This is a genomic window from Bradyrhizobium sp. B117 (assembly GCF_038969555.1).
Taxonomy (GTDB): Bacteria; Pseudomonadota; Alphaproteobacteria; order Rhizobiales; family Xanthobacteraceae; genus Bradyrhizobium.
The window spans coordinates 7,882,724-7,898,900 of the sequence record NZ_CP152414.1 but is presented as its reverse complement, the minus strand read 5'-3'; the positions used below and the strand labels follow the sequence as shown (position 1 = coordinate 7,898,900).

The 16,177-nt window shown below is 58.7% G+C and carries 19 protein-coding genes; 11 read left to right on the top strand and 8 right to left on the bottom strand.

Annotated features, from left to right (window positions below):
- The first annotated feature begins 2 nt into the window (after positions 1 to 2).
- From AAFG16_RS38245 to AAFG16_RS38235, 3 genes are all read left to right on the top strand, one after another.
- Entirely contained in the window at positions 3 to 287 is a 285-nt protein-coding gene (locus tag AAFG16_RS38245; RefSeq protein WP_342733711.1) for a hypothetical protein, read from the top strand.
- 144 nt (positions 288 to 431) lie between these two features.
- Positions 432 to 875: a CHRD domain-containing protein gene (locus AAFG16_RS38240; protein WP_283081473.1), complete on the top strand. Its 444-nt coding sequence runs from the start codon at positions 432 to 434 to the stop codon at positions 873 to 875.
- 32 nt (positions 876 to 907) lie between these two features.
- Positions 908 to 1,261, top strand: coding sequence for a hypothetical protein (locus AAFG16_RS38235; protein ID WP_283081472.1), 354 nt, complete (start codon positions 908 to 910; stop codon positions 1,259 to 1,261).
- 468 nt (positions 1,262 to 1,729) lie between these two features.
- On the opposite strand, the gene AAFG16_RS38230 is transcribed toward AAFG16_RS38235, so the two are convergent.
- The 3 genes from AAFG16_RS38230 to AAFG16_RS38220 all read right to left on the bottom strand — a co-directional run bounded on the left by AAFG16_RS38230 (position 1,730) and on the right by AAFG16_RS38220 (position 4,944).
- Complete coding sequence (locus tag AAFG16_RS38230; protein ID WP_283081471.1) at positions 1,730 to 2,095, bottom strand: VanZ family protein; 366 nt, start codon at positions 2,093 to 2,095, stop codon at positions 1,730 to 1,732.
- 804 nt (positions 2,096 to 2,899) lie between these two features.
- Complete coding sequence (locus tag AAFG16_RS38225; protein WP_342733705.1) at positions 2,900 to 4,489, bottom strand: EAL domain-containing protein; 1,590 nt, start codon at positions 4,487 to 4,489, stop codon at positions 2,900 to 2,902.
- Positions 4,490 to 4,770: 281 nt separating this feature from the next.
- Positions 4,771 to 4,944 carry a hypothetical protein gene (locus tag AAFG16_RS38220; RefSeq protein WP_342733703.1) on the bottom strand — a complete coding sequence of 58 codons (174 nt, stop codon included), beginning with the start codon at positions 4,942 to 4,944 and terminating at the stop codon, positions 4,771 to 4,773.
- Between the two features lie 672 nt (positions 4,945 to 5,616).
- Here AAFG16_RS38220 and AAFG16_RS38215 point away from each other — a divergent pair.
- From AAFG16_RS38215 to AAFG16_RS38200, 4 genes are all read left to right on the top strand, one after another.
- Positions 5,617 to 6,003, top strand: a complete 387-nt coding sequence (locus tag AAFG16_RS38215; RefSeq protein ID WP_342733701.1) for a hypothetical protein — start codon at positions 5,617 to 5,619, stop codon at positions 6,001 to 6,003.
- Positions 6,004 to 6,235: 232 nt separating this feature from the next.
- The gene (locus tag AAFG16_RS38210) at positions 6,236 to 6,424 is read left to right on the top strand and encodes a hypothetical protein (RefSeq protein ID WP_342733699.1); all 189 of its coding nucleotides are present in this window, start codon (positions 6,236 to 6,238) and stop codon (positions 6,422 to 6,424) included.
- A 157-nt stretch (positions 6,425 to 6,581) separates the two neighbouring features.
- The gene (locus tag AAFG16_RS38205; RefSeq protein ID WP_342733697.1) at positions 6,582 to 6,740 is read left to right on the top strand and encodes a hypothetical protein; all 159 of its coding nucleotides are present in this window, start codon (positions 6,582 to 6,584) and stop codon (positions 6,738 to 6,740) included.
- Positions 6,741 to 7,059: 319 nt separating this feature from the next.
- Positions 7,060 to 7,329 (top strand): hypothetical protein, encoded by a 270-nt coding sequence (locus tag AAFG16_RS38200; RefSeq protein WP_342733695.1) that lies wholly within the window; start codon positions 7,060 to 7,062, stop codon positions 7,327 to 7,329.
- 339 nt (positions 7,330 to 7,668) lie between these two features.
- Here the strand turns inward: AAFG16_RS38200 and rfbB are convergent, their stop codons facing one another.
- Together rfbB and rfbA are read right to left on the bottom strand one after the other, a co-directional pair.
- Complete coding sequence (gene rfbB / locus AAFG16_RS38195) at positions 7,669 to 8,733, bottom strand: dTDP-glucose 4,6-dehydratase (protein ID WP_342733693.1); 1,065 nt, start codon at positions 8,731 to 8,733, stop codon at positions 7,669 to 7,671.
- A 25-nt stretch (positions 8,734 to 8,758) separates the two neighbouring features.
- Positions 8,759 to 9,634, bottom strand: coding sequence for a glucose-1-phosphate thymidylyltransferase RfbA (rfbA, locus tag AAFG16_RS38190; protein ID WP_342733691.1), 876 nt, complete (start codon positions 9,632 to 9,634; stop codon positions 8,759 to 8,761).
- A 105-nt stretch (positions 9,635 to 9,739) separates the two neighbouring features.
- Here rfbA and rfbC point away from each other — a divergent pair, with 105 nt between their 5' ends.
- From rfbC to AAFG16_RS38175, 3 genes are all read left to right on the top strand, one after another.
- A complete protein-coding gene (rfbC, locus tag AAFG16_RS38185; RefSeq protein WP_342733689.1) occupies positions 9,740 to 10,294 on the top strand; it encodes a dTDP-4-dehydrorhamnose 3,5-epimerase in 555 nt (184 codons plus the stop codon).
- A complete protein-coding gene (gene rfbD / locus AAFG16_RS38180; RefSeq protein ID WP_342733687.1) occupies positions 10,294 to 11,193 on the top strand; it encodes a dTDP-4-dehydrorhamnose reductase in 900 nt (299 codons plus the stop codon). Before rfbC ends, rfbD begins: the two co-directional genes overlap by 1 nt.
- A 221-nt stretch (positions 11,194 to 11,414) precedes the next feature.
- Positions 11,415 to 11,834, top strand: a complete 420-nt coding sequence (locus tag AAFG16_RS38175) for a hypothetical protein (protein WP_342733685.1) — start codon at positions 11,415 to 11,417, stop codon at positions 11,832 to 11,834.
- A 446-nt stretch (positions 11,835 to 12,280) separates the two neighbouring features.
- Here AAFG16_RS38175 and AAFG16_RS38170 read toward each other — a convergent pair whose 3' ends face one another.
- Together AAFG16_RS38170 and AAFG16_RS38165 are read right to left on the bottom strand one after the other, a co-directional pair.
- A complete protein-coding gene (locus AAFG16_RS38170; RefSeq protein ID WP_342733683.1) occupies positions 12,281 to 12,940 on the bottom strand; it encodes a hypothetical protein in 660 nt (219 codons plus the stop codon).
- Positions 12,941 to 12,956: 16 nt separating this feature from the next.
- The gene (locus tag AAFG16_RS38165) at positions 12,957 to 13,697 is read right to left on the bottom strand and encodes a metallophosphoesterase family protein (RefSeq protein WP_342733681.1); all 741 of its coding nucleotides are present in this window, start codon (positions 13,695 to 13,697) and stop codon (positions 12,957 to 12,959) included.
- Positions 13,698 to 13,876: 179 nt separating this feature from the next.
- Between AAFG16_RS38165 and AAFG16_RS38160 the strand changes: the two genes are divergently transcribed.
- Positions 13,877 to 14,488 (top strand): transglutaminase-like cysteine peptidase, encoded by a 612-nt coding sequence (locus AAFG16_RS38160; protein WP_342733679.1) that lies wholly within the window; start codon positions 13,877 to 13,879, stop codon positions 14,486 to 14,488.
- A 40-nt stretch (positions 14,489 to 14,528) separates the two neighbouring features.
- On the opposite strand, the gene AAFG16_RS38155 is transcribed toward AAFG16_RS38160, so the two are convergent.
- Entirely contained in the window at positions 14,529 to 15,836 is a 1,308-nt protein-coding gene (locus AAFG16_RS38155) for a hypothetical protein (RefSeq protein ID WP_342733677.1), read from the bottom strand.
- Positions 15,837 to 16,177: the final 341 nt, after the last annotated feature.

Sequence of the window (16,177 nt, the reverse complement as noted above, 5' to 3'; positions counted from 1 at the left end):
ACATGCCTCAGATCTGGATGACCTATAACGAACTCGGAAGACTGTGCGATTGCGACAGCAGTGAAGCCAGGTTGAGAGCCATTCACCTGTCACTTGACCGTCGCAAGAGCCGCGACGGAACGACGCGCGTCAAACTGGATCTGGCGTTGACGGCCAAGTTCTTCGCCTCCGTCCGCGAGTCGGATTTCGATCTCGACGGCGCCATCGAGGCGCTCCAGGCCACGCATCGGCAGATGGCCGAACTCCTGACACCGCACGAGTTGCTCGGCAGGCGCGGGGTGGCTTGAGCCGTCGCTAGGGGCGGGCCATTGCGATCCGCACGGAGATTTCCGCTATCCCTGCTCCGAATCAGGCATAAATTCGGCTCCGGAATTTCCGGCTGGTCCTCGGGGTTTCAACCCGCACGGGCATACAGCCTGCAGGAGGATGCCATGAGGACAGCCGCATATCGGGCGTGCGTGACGCTGGTGGGAACAGCTCTGTTCGGCGCGGCGATTGCGACCGCAGCGCCGGCCAGCGCGGAGGTCGTGAAACTTCAGGCCGACCTCAAAGGCGGCAATGAGGTGCCTCCAAACAATTCGCCCGGCACGGGCAAGGCGGAAGCGACCTACGATACCGAGACGAAAACTCTCACCTACACGGTCACCTTTGCCGGCCTGACGGGCCCGGCGATGGGGGCTCATTTCCATGGCCCCGGCGAAGCCGGCAAGAACGCCGGCATCGCCTTGCCGTTCAAGACGGTGCAGAGCCCGATCCAGGGCAGCGCTACGCTCACCGACACGCAGGCTGCGGACCTGCTGGCTGGCAAGTGGTACGCGAACATCCACACCGCCACGAATCCGGGTGGCGAGTTGCGCGGGCAGATGACGAAATAGAGGCTGCCGCCAAATCCAGTTCAAGCGGCTTAGTGCAGGCGAACGGCCTTGGCCCGGAGCGGTCACGCTCAAGATCGTTAAAAGGCCGCTCTGTGGCAACGAAGCGTCGCCATTTCGTCGTACTTTCGCGCAATGGCATCACGCTGGAATTGATTGTCGGACCCAGCATGAAGCACGTGTTCCCTCTGGCCGTTGCCGCAGCCCTGCTTTTTCACACCGATGCGCGCGCCATGCTGCGCGACGCTTCGATCGACCATGACCTTGGCGGGGTCAAGAGGTCGTTCGAGGTCATGTTGCGCTCGCATAGCGGCCGAGCGGCCGATCTCGGAACCGCGCGTGCGGTGGTTCGCGGTCAGGAAGCGCCGGAAGAACCGGTGAGCCGCTGATCAGAGGCGCGTCTCGGCGAGGGGGCAGCAGGCTTGGTTGACGTCGCCGATCAAATGTGGGCGTCTTCAATCAATTTACGGATAGGCTAGGCGCAACACGCCTACTGCTGACGACCAATTCCCAACTCTTTCTGCAATTGCGGCGAAAGCCCCATCGCGCCCTCGGTACGCCCTTGGCCGGTTCCCAAGTTTCGAGTCGATGGTGTCGGAGAGGAGGACGTTCCCGTAGCGCTGGTGGCCGGGGCGGGTGAACCGGACGTCGTGCCAGTGTAGCCACTGCGCACACCGCTCGGATAGGTGCCTTGGGCGACTGCCGAGGACGATGTGGCAATGAGCAAAGCTCCACCCAGAAGCACATGAAGTTTGCGGGCCATCGTTCGAAATCCTCTCAACAGGGTGTGAATTGTGGATCAGAAGCCGCAGTTTGCCAATCCGCTGCGAGCTTTGAGCAGAGTATGCAGAACGTGTCTAGGATGGAGGTCTCGGCAAGAAGGCAAGAATTGTCTGAGCCAACAGGACACCCACTGTTCCGCCAGCTGCTTTCTGCAGCACGTCCACCAGGGCCGGATCGCGATCGGGCGTCAGAGCTTGCAGAACCTCGAGCCCGATTGCGACTGACAGCACGAGCATGCAAGCCAGGCGGAAGCGTCCAGGCAGCAAAAAAGACAAGAGAAAGCCCAGTAGTCCATAAGCGCTGAACCGCTCGACGACGACGATCCAATAGGCTTCGTGATGGCCGACAAGCACGGGGCGACCCGCCAACTTCGCCAAGGTGGCGTAAGTTATCAGGGCAAAGCAGACGCCAGTGGCCGTGACGAGGGGGTTGCGAAACATGTCGGCACCATACCCAACCCTGCGAGTTGGTGCCGGAAAACCCTTTGCTATCGTTAAGGAGGCCGGTGCCCCTCGGTACGACGAGAGCGCGACTGACGGTTCGTAGCAACAGAGCAATCTTCATCGGGCCCGGCGAGGGCCGGGCCGGAACCCCCGCCGAGATCAGCCGCTGCGACGGCCGTTTGATGCAACCCTAGGCATCTGAGCGACATTTCCGCCGCGAGGACGGAGCAGGAACTGTGGCGGCTCCGACGACTTGGAGGGGCGCACATACGGCTTCAGCTTGAGATATTTTGTACGACGTCTCTGCGAGACCACGGATCGCGTGCCATAACCAGCCGCGAACGAAATCGCCACGATGGCAGCCAAGAATATGATGTCAAACATGCAAACGTACCACCATCGGAGAGCTTGTCCGTCCGATACCGGTGCTGGTCAACATTCATAAGGCAGTTTTGCGGACTTCCGATGACTCGCGATCACATGAATTTGCCCGCGCTGACCGGAACTTTCGATCCATCCGCAGAATGCCTCCTCAAGGTCGGGGTGAACGTGTGTCAACATCGTGAACAATTGCGTCGCGCCCGTTCAGAAGGCAATTCGCCTGAACCTGCGTCGGCGCCGCCGTGAACGCAGCTCGCGAATGCCGTAACCCGCGGCAAATCCAGCCGCAAAAATAGCCAATAGGAAGAGCAGTGCCAGCATGGCACCCTCTAAGCATTTGCCGTGCCAGCTCGGATTCGTCAGACGTGAAGGCGCTCCTTGCAGGCGGCTGCTTTCGAGCCGGCTCGCCGACCTGCTTTTCTACGCAACAAGCGCGGCTGTTTGTGTCCCGCCCTCGAGGCCAGCCAATCTACGTCTCTCAAGAAGCTCGACGAATTCCTCGACGGGCAATGGCGCGGAGACGAGATAGCCCTGGCCCTCTTCGACGCCGCAGGAGATCAGGGCGCGGACCTGCTCTTCGGTCTCGATCCCTTCCGCGATCACACTCATGCTTAGATCGCCCGCGAGCGCGACCAGCATCTCCACGATGGCCGTGGTCGACGCATCCACCGCGATGGTGTCGACGAAGAACTTGTCGATCTTGATGGTGTTGGCGCCCAGGCCTTTCAAGCGCGATAGCCCGCTATGGCCGACGCCGACGTCGTCGATGGCAACGCGGAAGCCATGCTCGCGTAACTCGCTCACCACGGCCGCGGCGCGCACAAGGTCATCGAGTTCGTCGCGTTCGGTCACCTCGATCACAATCTGACGTGTGGAGACCCTGGCCGCACCGACGGTGCTGCGCAGCGTCTCGATGAAACCCGCGCTCAAGAGGTGCTTGGGCACGACATTGAGCGAAAGCTTGAATTCCTTGTCGGCCTTCAGGTGCGGCTGCAGGTCGGTCAGGGCACGGCCGAGAAGCTGCCAAGTCATGCCTTGGATCCGTCCGCTGGACTCCGCCAGCGGGATGAAATTCATTGGAGGCACGACGGAGCCATCCTCGCGCAGCCAACGCACCAGGATCTCGCATCCTTTGATCTGCCTGGTCTTGAGATCGAAGACTGGCTGAAAATAGGGCCTGAATTCGCCGCGTGCCAAGGCGCGGTCGAGATCGGCGACGGGGCCCTCTACGCGTCGCGTCCGCGACAGCAGCAGGCCGAAGATCGCGCCCAGCGCGAGCGAGAGAGCCATGGCCGGCCAATAGACCTGGCTGTTCCATGTCGACAGAACTGTCCGGTCGATGCGGATCGTCGTGCGCAGCGGGTAACGGTCCGAGCGCTTCTCGAAGTCGACCGGATGCGGCAACGCCTTGTCGGCATCAAGCATGAATTCGCCAAGCTGCGCGCCGTTCGTGAGCGCCAACAGGACCTGACCATGCGCACGCAATTCCGCCGGCATGATATCGAACAGGCTGGAGTTGATGCCGAGGATGGCGACCAGCGCCTTGTTGTTGCCGATGTCCCTGAGCACGCCGAGGGCGTCGCCGCCGAATTGCTCGACGCGAAACAGCATCAGCCCCGCATCGCGCGAGGCCAGCATGTCGCCGCGATCGGCCCAGCCCTTGTCGAATTCCAGCGTCTCCGAATAGGCCGAGCAGATCACCGAGCCGTCGGCGTTGACCAGTCGCACATCCTTGACCGCCGAGCGCCGATAAACGTGGAGACGGATCGCCTGCAACGCGGCCGGATCGCAGGTGGCGAGCCCTCGACTTGCCAACTGGTCGAGGCTTGCTGCGGCAAAGTCGACCGCGAGCTCTAAGCGGCGCGTAACGACCTCGATCAGCTCTTCCAGATGGCGCGGCTGCTGATCGTGAATGAATTGTATAGCGGCGAAGTGGCCGCCTAATCCAAGCGTCACCGCGCCCGCAAGCACGAGCGCCGCCGTCGCAAATCTCGGCCGTATTGATCGCATCCGGCCCTGGACAGGGTTAAAAGAGGATTATCTGAACTTAACCCGGAGGCGCTAAGATAAGGTTTAAGGCGGGCCGACTAACGACCGCCGGGCGCCCGTTCCAGGTCGTGCTCGGTGCGCCCTGTAACCCGCTGGTCTGCTCCGGGCCGCCCAACCACCGCAGGCGGGCTCGTTATGGCTGGTGGAATTGCCGGGGTAGGCGCCGGGGCAGCCGGATCTCGCTCAAACGCGGAGAGCGGGGTGTGGTTGCCAAGCGGCTCAGCTCCCCTTCCGCCGGGCTGCTAGCCTTTCTTGGTTGCCTTCGACTTGAGCGACAGGCCGAGGCGCAAGGCCATCCGCTTGATTGCGTCGGGTGATCGCCCGAGCTGTTTCGCTGCCTCTTCCAGCGAGGTCGAAGACTTGGCCAATTCCATGAGGCGGCGGTCTTCCTTGAATGACCAGGGCTTGCGCGCCATAACCGAAACTATCCTCTCACGTCGACACGACGACAAAGCCGCCAAGCGGTTCGCTCAGCGGCTTTGCTTGGGTGGGGCCGGGCTTGGGGGAGCCCGGTGCGGAGATGGATAGGCGATCCGACGAAACGCGCAACAAGGACTGGGAATTAAGCTAACCTCTCAACCTTACCGCGACGAAATCGGCGCGCGATCCACGTATAACCACGGAGTTTTCGTGAGTGACGGCGGCTTACGGGCGAGTGGCTGTGATCTAGACTGCCCCCGCCTCAATAAGGCTCTCGCAGAGTGAGTTTGTGCGAGCCCGTTTCAAGTTCGCAATTCGCCGTAGCGTCCCGGGAGGAATGGCGGTGCCGCCCGAGAACTCGTCGCGCAGATGGTATCGACATCGAGCGTTGCGTTCGAAGCGTGAGTTGATCTTGCAGGCCTCGCCGTCCTTGCTCTGTTCGCCGCCGAGGGGCCTCGCCTGACCGGCGATGCAAGGCCGACTGCCGCAGGCGATACGCTCCATGTTCTCGAGCTCGGGCCGAATTCCTGCGAGCTGGTGTTAAATGACGGAGGTTGTGCAACTGGTTCTCTATCGGTCGCTGCTGACACAGTCGCACTGAGGAACTACTATGGGCTTTGAATGGTCGGACGATCGCAATGCTCCCTCTGAGACCGGATTTCGGCGCCATGGTTGCGTTGGTCGTGATGATTCAGGCCTGGAGTGGTCAGGCTCGGGCCGGCGACGAGGTCTCGATGGCCGGTTCGGCGGCCGAAAGCGAGGCTAGTGATCTCGTTGCATCCCCCGATAGCCATATCTCCTGTGAAGATTGGAAGCGCCGGATCGGGGAGGCTCGCTCGCGGGCTGAGCAGGCACGACGGGAGTGGCGGCTAAATGCTCCGTTGCGGACGTTCGTGCCAGACCCGCCGGAGAAAATCGCCACTGAACGTGTGCTAAGCGATGACACGCTGCAGCCAGGAGATATCGTCTCGACGGACAAGGGCTTCTTTGTCTTCCGCGGGCGGTCGGGCACCGACGGACAGGCTGCGGATTTCGTGCCGATAGCTCCGCGCTAGCTTGCCTCGGCGACGTTCATTGCCCGCTCGCGCTCACGCCTTGCAGGATCATGCCGATCGAGACGAAACGAATCATCGCGCGCGAAATCGTGACGATCGTGTCAACTCTGGTTCACAATCGATCGAGTCATGATGCGTGCATGCAACATGCTCCTCCGTGAATTCTCCCTTGATGGATTCCTGCGCCTCATCTCATGAGGACGCGTCACGAGATCGTCGAATTCGTTAGCTTATGATCGCGCAAACAAACAATGCGAACACGCAGATGCTTCAAAAAGCCCGGGCGGCATTGCCGCTCACCAAGATCAAAGAACGGGCATTCGAAGGCGCATTCTTCAGTGTTGTGCTGATCGCGATGGCCGGCTGGGTCTATTTCATCACGCTATCGCTGCTGAGATTGATCCTGTGGCTCGTCGGCTGACTGCATGCGGGTGATCGATCCTCAAGCAGATGGCTGTCCAATATTTCTCGCCTGTGAAAACGAAATCAGCAGCACTCATCACGATATCGACAAATCTGGAGGGTGAGAATGCTGTGTCTGGGAGAAGGAAACGTTCCGCAAATGGAAAGACTTCCCAATGACACCGGTCTTGATCGTAGGCTTGATCTTCTTCGCGGGCTTCGGAGTTGGCTATCTCGCGCGTGCCTGGCGTTCGCGCAAGCGCAAGCACATGCGCCAGCTTTACGCGCCCTATGGCGCGCCGACATCCCGGCCGGCCGCGCGGCGCGCTTTTTAGACGACACGACTGGAAGGCAGCTACCGTGATGGCAACATCTGCCCGGAGCGACTGGGCGGCGTCCGCGATGACCAAGGTAACCATGTCCACTTAGGTTAAATCGCGGCCGCCGTTGTCTATCGGTTTGGTGATGGCTAGGTTCCGCATGGATTTCAGGCAGATGATTTTGCATCCTTGCGCTGTTGAGCGGGAATTGAATTGATGATCTGGCTCGTCGCTTTGGCCGTCCCGGTTGTGGCGGGACCGGTTTTCGTGTGGACCTATGGCCGCCGGCTTGGCGCGCTAGGCGGACCGTGGATCTGGGAAGAGGCGGCGCGTCATGACTGATCTGAGGAACAATGCGCCGCGGCGATATTTCGTGGATGCGGGCGGGCGACGAGTTTTGATTGGGCTGACGCTTGAAGAGACCTTCGAGTTCGAACGGCTGGACAGCAAACCGGTTGCCGACCTATCCGAGGGCCAAGTTCTCCGCGACGGGAAGGTCCCGTGGCCGGCAGCCGGTGAGCAGCGCTGGCAGGAGCTGTATGCCAAGCACGACGGTGCCTGGAAGGCGTGGTTGGTGCAGAACCGAGTAGAGCTTAGATCGTAGTCGGAGCATTTCGAGGAATGCCTGCTATCCTAATTGGCCGCAGGAGAATTGCCTGGATAGTTTCTCGTCGTGAAGAGAGCTAGTCTAGGCGAATTGGTCTCGGCTAGATGCTGCGGGGAAAATTTGCGGTCCGTCGGACCGCCTATTCCCGCGTTTTTCTGACATCTACCTGGCGATGCAACGAGCCCGGTCTTTAATGGCAGATTCAACTTGTTACCGCTGAGCCGCTGCCCCAAGCAAGGTAGTATTCGCTAATCCTATACGTCAATCTATTTGGCTTTGAGCTTAGTTAGAATGCCGCGCGCGGATAGCAAATCGTCGAGAAAGAATGTCAATCAGCTAACCTAGTCCGACACGTTTCTGTTGGTAGCCGCGATCAAGAATTGCCTGCCACCAATCGCGATTGTCATAGAACCACCGGACCGTCTTGGCCAAGCCGCTCTCGAAATTTTCGTCAGCACGCCATCCAAGCGTGCGCTCGAGCTTTGAAGCATCGATTGCGTAGCGGCGATCATGTCCTGGACGATCGGCAACAAAAGCAATTAAGCTTCGGCGAGAGCCTCTTGTGGAAGGCGAAAGTTCGTCCAACAGGTCGCAAATTCCTTCCACGACCTGCAGATTGGTGCGCTCGTTCCGCCCGCCGACATTGTACGTGTCTCCGACCACGCCCCGCTCCAATACGAGCGCAAGTGCCTTGGCATGATCCTCGACGTAGAGCCAGTCGCGAACATTCTGTCCATCACCATAGATCGGCAGAGCATCTTCTGCGAGCCCCTTGATGATCATGTGAGGGATCAGCTTTTCCGGGAAATGGTAGGGACCGTAATTGTTGGAGCAGTTGGTCACCAAGGTGGGAAGCTCGTAGGTCTCCCGCCATGCGCGAACCAGATGATCCGAGGATGCCTTGCTCGCGGAGTAAGGGGAGTTCGGCGCATACGCGGTCTCCTCGGAAAATAGTCCTTCGTCACCGAGCGTGCCGAAGACCTCATCGGTCGAAATATGGAGAAAACGAAAGCGCGAACGGCGCTCTTGCGAGAGAGCTCTCCAGTAACGCAATGCCTCCTGCAGCAACGTAAAGGTTCCCACGATATTCGTTTGAATGAACTCGCCAGGGCCATCGATGGAGCGGTCGACGTGGCTTTCTGCCGCGAGGTTCATTACTCCGTCAGGCTGATATTTCTCGAATAGTTTGCGAAGCGAATTTCCTTCACAAATGCACTGCTTTTCGAATGCGTAATTCGGGTTGCCTTCCGCACCCGGCAGTGATTCGAGACTGGCCGCGTAAGTTAGCTTGTCAATATTGACGACGCGCGCGTGCGTGTCGCGCAACAAGTGGCGGACGACGGCCGATCCGATGAAGCCCGCGCCGCCGGTGACGAAGATAGTGGATCCATTGAAACGCATGACTTTCTTGCCTCGATGTAAGCAATCACGCGCGGAATGAGCGTGCCACAGATTTCAAGTATTCGCCGTAACTGCTCTTTGCGGTCTTCTCGGCTAGCACGTTGAAGGCCTCGATCGAGATATACCCTTGTCTCAACGCGATTTCTTCGGGACAGGCGATGCGAAGCCCTTGGCGCTGTTCGAGGATTTGTACGAAGTGACTGGCTTCGACCAGGGAAGCGTGTGTGCCGGTATCGAGCCAAGCAAACCCGCGACCAAGAACCTCCACGAACAGATCGCCACGTTCGAGATACGCCTTGTTGACGTCGGTTATTTCAATCTCACCTCGGCCCGAGGGTTTCACATTGGCGGCAATGTCGAGAACATCGTTGTCGTAGAAATAGAGGCCCGTGACCGCCACATCCGATTTTGGTTGACTGGGTTTTTCTTCGATCGACAGGGCACGGCCCGATTTGTCGAGCTCGATAACGCCATATTGCTCTGGCGTGTTAACGACGTAACCAAACACCGTAGCGCCGCTCTTGCGAGCAGATGCTTTTGCCAGCATCTCCGGCAAGCCGTGCCCGTAGAAAATGTTGTCACCCAAGACCAGTGCGACGCAGTCATCGCCGACAAAATCGCGGCCGACGATAAAGGCGTCGGCGAGGCCGCGAGGTATCTCCTGTGTGGCGTAGGAAAACCTCAAGCCTAGTTCGGCGCCATCGCCGAGCAGCCGTTGGAACAGCGGCTTGTCCTGAGGGGTCGAGATAATCAAAATTTCCCGAATGCCGGCGAGCATCAGCGTCGACAGCGGGTAGTAAACCATTGGCTTGTCAAAAACCGGTAGCAATTGCTTAGAAACGACAGTCGTTACCGGATAGAGGCGCGAGCCAGTTCCACCGGCCAGAATGATGCCTTTCATGGTCCCTCGCAGATTTACCAGCCAGAAAGTATCAGATAGTGTGCGCCGCACAAGTTTGCTACAATGCTAAAGTAAATGCTCGTGCACGGGACGCGAATTCCGCCGATGAATGTTATTGCGACAGAATTGCCAGAAGTCCTGATCATCGAGCCTAAAATGTTTGGGGACCAGCGGGGCTTCTTCCTCGAAACCTACCAGTCAAGCCGGTACGCCGAGCATGGAATTGGACGGCCGTTTGTTCAGGACAATTTGTCCCGGTCTGAGCGTGGCGTGCTTCGCGGACTGCATTTGCAAAACCCGGTCGCACAGGGAAAGCTCGTCACCGTCCTTCGAGGCCGGGTGCTCGATGTGGCTGTCGACGTTCGCGTCGGAAGCCCAAATTTCGGGCGGCATGTCGCCGTTGAGTTATGCGAGGAGAAACGTCGCCAATTATGGGTCCCTCGCGGGTTTGCCCACGGGTTTGTCGTTCTGTCCGAGACGGCTGATTTCTTCTACAAGTGCGACAACCCCTACAGCCCAAAGGATGAGATAGCGGTTCGATGGAACGATCCGGCCATCGGAATTGATTGGAAAGTGACAAATCCGTTGCTCTCGGCCAAGGATGGCGGCGCCCCACTGCTTGAGGAGGTCACGGACCTCCCCGTTTATGGACGTGTGTGATGCGCGTCCTGCTCACTGGAACCAACGGGCAGGTTGGTGGTACGCTCCTTCCGCTGCTCCAGCAGCGTGCAACTGTCATCGCGCCGCCGCGGTCCGAGTTCGATTTTGCGCAACCTGACGCACTGTCCCAAAAGCTCGATCGCTTTGCACCGGACCTCATCGTGAACCCTGCGGCTTTCACCGCTGTCGACCGCGCCGAAGTTGAGCACGAGTTAGCATTCCGAATTAACGCGGAAGCCCCGGCCGCGATTGCGCGATGGGCTGCGCGAAAAAGCGTCCCACTGGTGCACTTTTCGACAGATTATGTCTTTGACGGCTCGGGAAGCGAGCCCTGGCGCGAGGATAGCGTACCCAACCCGCTTTCCGTTTACGGCTCCAGCAAGCTCGCAGGCGATGCCGCCATTGCTGCGGCCGGTTGCCCTTATTTGATCGTCCGCACGTCATGGGTTTATGCGGCCAGCGGCGCCAATTTTCTCAAAACAATCGCTCGTTTGGCGAAAGAGCGTAAGGAGCTCAGAATCGTCGCGGATCAGATCGGAGCTCCGACTTCGGCAAAGACGATCGTCGACGTCGTAGCGAACATTGTGCCGATGGATCGTTCAGGCTTAGACGCGACGTTCGAGCAGCGAAAAGGCGTTCTGAACGTCGTTTGCGCGGGGGAAACGAGCTTCCATGGTTTCGCTTCGGCCATTGTGGAGGGGCTGAGATCGCGGGGCTGGTCGCTTCAAGTCGAGGACATTGTTCCAATTCGCTCTCATGAGTTTCCCGTAAAGGCAAAGCGGCCTGCAAATTCGCGGCTGAGCCTGGAACGGCTACGCCGCGAATTCGGGATTCTCACGCCCGATTGGCGGAGCGCGCTCGAGCATGAACTCGATCTCCTGGTGGCGGCAGCGGCATAGTCGGCTTTTCCCGTTATTTCGATTCGCAGTCCCGTGCGGGGTGCGGTTTCGAAGCGTTCTTTGTGGCTGGCCGAGGGGGCAGCGCTGGCTGGAACGCTACGCATTGAGGCTCCTTGAAGGCGTGGACGCCGGAAAGCCGCGCGACAGAGGCGAAGCTTTTAGCCTTTATTAACCAAGCCGGACCCATCGTCCGGTCTAGCGCCTCAGACCGGAAATCACAGATGTTCCAGCTGTTCTTGCGAGCCCGTACCCACCATTTCCTAAGAGATAGCCTCGGGCGAGCACGGGAATTCCGCGCGCGCGCACCCGAACGCGATGCCGAGACCGATCGGTCGCGCATCGAAGCCATCATGGTTGCCATTGAGCTGGCTCTACACGAAGCCGAGCGTGAGCAGACCGGGTTGAACCAGCGGGTCGAGGATGTGCTGGCGCGGGCCTCTGTGACCATTGGCAACGGCGATGACGAATACCTTGAACGGGAGACGCTCGACACCCGCCACCAGAATCTTTTCGACAAGGAAATTCAGAATGGGCAGCGTCGCCTCAAGGAGCTCGCGTCCTCGATAGCCCATTTCAAATTCCTGAAGTCCGCGCTATTGAGTCGCTTTCCGGAGTTCAGGCCGCCGGCGAGCAACAACTAGTCGTGCGGTTAACTTGAGCTCTCCCAGGATTCAATATTGCAGAACCCGCTCCGGGAAGGCCGGATGAGCAAAGCGGGCATACGTCCGGATCCGGCCATAGGCGTAGGTCGGGTCGTCGTCCCTGGTACGCGGGTCGAATCCGGAAGGATAGAAGCGCTCCAGCGACCGATGTCGAACGTGAACTACGATCGGGCAGCCGCAGCGCGGGCCGCAATAAGGATTGGGACCGCGATCAATATACGGCGCAGCGCTCACTCGGCGAACGGCTACCGGCGGGACGGAATAGTCGGCAGCGAAAGCCGGCGCAGCGTAAACAGTCAGGCTTGAAGAGAGCGCGAGAAGTGCAAGAAGAGATCGCATGGTGGCATATTCCCCCAACCGCCGTGATCTTAGACTGTCCGACTGGATTGGGCAAGCCAAGTCCGTCGCTTGGCCGCGTCGAAAAGCTACTTGCGCAGCGTGGCCAGGAAGGTCGGGTCAATCGTCTGCACCGCTTGCTCCAGAAAAGCCCTGCCCCGTTTTGAGGCGCGCCGGTAACTGAGCTCGAGCGAGGACTTCATCTCCGGCAGTCGCGTCAGCATGAGCCGCACGTCACCTTGAGCGAGGTCGGCCAGGTCGGGATCGATAAGCGCATCACCTGCGGTTGCGGTATCGAGACGCATTGGCAGAAGGCGAAGGTCGTTTGGTCCCGTAAAATAGGCCATCTTGAGCGCCTCGATAACGCCCGGCCCGTTGGGGTCGCGTTGGGCTTCGAGGAGCGCCATAGCGAGCCAAAGTTCAGCATCGTAGGGCGCCGCTGAGAGCGTGCGTACCGCACGCGATCTTGCGCGATCACCCTCAGCCGAGCCGGTTAGGGTCACGCCATGCTGGATCGCCTGAAGCGTAACAATTAGCGCGTGGTTGCTCTTCAAATCGGATCTGAAGAGCGGGATGCCTCCTGGCCAGACGGACGCTGCGCCTGCCGGCGCGCTGATGTTACTTGGATCATTCGGGAATGTCGGCCGGACCGCCGTATCGAGTTCCGCGACTGTCGACGCGACGCCATAGCAGCCCAGGATCAGTGCGAGGACTATTAGAACGACGCGGAAACCAACGGCCGATTTCATTGAAAGATGCCTTTGCTCAGAGCGCAAGCAGGCTGTCGCCCTGGACGGTCAACAACGTCAAATTGCCCGTTGCGTAGGCGCCGGTGTCGATATTTGCGCGGTTGGGGCGAATGTCCGGCTGTTGAACTGGCGTGTGGCCGTGCACGATGTACTTTCCGAATTTTTCGTCGCTTTGCAGGAATTCTTCGCGGATCCACAAAAGGTCGTGTTCTTCTTGCTTTGCCAAGGGCACTCCAGGCCGCACACCTGCATGCACAAAGAAGAAATCTCCACATACGAAGCGCGCACGAAGTCCACCAAGAAACCTCATGTGATGCGGCGGAATGGCGATGGCCAATTGTCTGATGAGCTCTGCTTGCTCAGAAGCATCGGGGCTAAGCGAAGGCCTAAGTCCATAGGAAGTCAGCGTCTGGAGTCCACCAAATCGACGCCAAGCTTGCAGTTGGAGCGGCTCCTGAAGCGCCTCCAGAAGGAATGCCTCGTGATTTCCCTTCAGAAACACCGATTCATGTCTCAGCCCGCGCTCAATTAGAAGATCGATAGTCCGACGAGATTCCGGGCCGCGGTCGATGTAGTCGCCCAGAAAGACGTGGATTGCTCTCATTGAGCCGAGATTGGCCAAATCGCGGTCAATCACGGTAAACATTTGCTGAAGAAGGTCAGCGCATCCATGAATGTCGCTGATAGCGTAGATACGAATTCCGTCCGGCAATCGGGGCCTGCGCGCTTTGGTCTTTGCTCGCGACAATCTCAGCATCTTGCAAACCTGATCGCTCCCAAGTCTTCCGGTCGAGAATCCAGTCATTGAGTCGCGGATCAGTAAACGGAATCACAAAAGCCTAGGTTGCTTTTGATTCTATTTAAAGAACGGAACAACGCAGAAAATCAAGTCGTTAGAGGTAGCTTCCCCTCGAACAAAGTTGTGGGGAGCAGCTTATGCGCAAAGTCGCAATCATGGTCGCGGGAGCATTGGCCGCGATCGCAAACTTGGTCCAGCCTTCATTTGCCGGCCTCTTGGGTATGCCGATGGGCCTTCAGTCGGCTATTCAGCATATCAAGCTTGAGACACCTACGTTGCCGCCGCTAGCATATACCCAATTCTGCCTCCGCTACCATGAAGAGTGCCGTTCGCGGCCAATTTTCCGCGGTGGCCCGATTCAGCTGACGACAGAGCGTTGGGCCGACCTCAAGGAAGTCAATCAATCGGTGAACACGGGGATCGTCCCGGAACCCAACGAACTTGGTCTTGCAGCCGAGCAGTGGCTGATCAACCCAGGTCGTGGGGACTGCAACGACTATGCGGTCAGCAAACGGCATGAACTGCTGGTCCGCGGATGGCCAGCGCGCGCCTTGCTGTTGAGCGAAGTGGTTGCCAGTTCGGGGGAACATCATCTAGTGCTGGTCGTGCGCACAAAGGGTGGCGATTTCGTCCTCGACAATCTGACCCCTCAGATTAAACCGTGGTCTCGTGCGCCATATCGTTGGGTTCGCGTCCAATCGCCACATGAACCGAGATTGTGGGCGACCGTTGCTGCCAGGCGTGTTTGACTCGTTCCTATAAGCATGGATGCCCCGGACCTGCTAGGAATCAGCTGTCGAGGCTGCTGGTGCGCCCGCTGCTCTGCGCGAGTCCAATACCAACCAGCACGGCCGCGACCACCCAGATAAGCGGGCTCAATAACCCGATATCAAGAAAGCTCCCTATACCAAGGCACAGCAGGCTCGCTGATGAGGCCGACGGGAAGTAGGAATCGCGACCGCGCCTAATAGCTCCCCGAAACAGAAATACGATCAGCTGGATCGAAGCGAGGATCAAGGCCACCAAAGCCGGTATTCCCCATTCAATCGCCACCAATGCGGCTGTAGTGGGTGGGAGAACAGGAACGCTTATACCAATATCAGCATAAACTCGGGCCAATGAGGTAAACGTCCCAACTCCGTGGCCAACCCATGGAGTATCCGTCAACGCCCGCATTGCTATGGTGAGCGCACCGTCGCCATTCTCCGAGGATAGGCCGAAAGCGAACGGCAACGGACCTTCGCCATAGGGAAATGACATTGCAGCTAGGAGAAGGGCAAAAATCGAAAACAGGATGACGGCTGGCCAAGGGCGGGCGCCAAGCCTGCGCGCAATCGCGACAAAGAAAATCGAGTAAACGGCAGCGGCTGTTGGAATGAGGTGCCGGGTTGAGCCGATACTTGCCAAGGCCGCTACCGAAATCGCGATCGCAAGGATTGTCAAAAATAGACGACCTGCGAGAGAAAAGTCCGTCGGTCGATGACTCGCCTCTCGCCTTGTGAAATGACGCTCGAGTGTCATGACCACCATGGCGCTGCCTAATACCACGGAGAGACCGCTCCAGGCGACTAAGGCTGTCGATCCCTGATGGTCTAGGGAGGGCAGAATGGCGATCGGCGTGAATGTGCTGAGCGCAACCACCGCTACGAGCAAGCTCGTCATCGCGAAAAGTGCCAGAAATGCGGTTTCCGCTCTGCGCCTGTCTCGGGCGATCAATGAAGCAGAAACTGTAATTGAAAAGACCCCGAGATACGCCATGAGGCTTGCGAAAGTACGGCTGGGGTCAATGCTGATATGTCCCCACAAATGCGAATCTCCAAATGCGTTTGATGTCAAACGCCAGATTGGATTCGCCGCTGAGAGGGGTAGGGGAAGAATTTGCAACGTCATCCAAATTGCTGGAAAGGCGATCGCAAATCTTAGCCGTCGGAATGGTTCGAGAGCAGCGGTAAGATCTGCTCCATAAGCCATGCTCGTGGTGATCAACAACAGGCCGGCGCCCGCCAAAAGGACGCAATTCTCAAGAGCCTCAGGGGTCATTGCCAAAGCCGCCGCTGTAGCCAGGAGCACGATGAGGAGGCGAAGCGAGAGCTGCAAGGAGGTACTTCGCAAACTAACCACGTCAGAAGGGTCATTAGTCACTATCGCATACCGACCGGTAGACGCAAACTTACCCGTCGAGCTGCCAGCGTTCACAACGTCCCCTAATTAGCGTGTCTCCCTGGCGTCATGCCGGCGATAGAGCGCTGCGATAGACTTTTGATTGGGACGTCGAGACAATGGAGCGCGAACTGCTGCAACACTGTGCCTAGCAATTAGCCCAAACGCGAAGCCGACCTGAGGCGCTGCCGCCGCGAGAAGGCTTGCACCGAGCGCCTCAAAGACGCCATTCCCCGAGCAAAATTCAACAGTGGTGGAAGCAACTGTTGCGAGGAGTG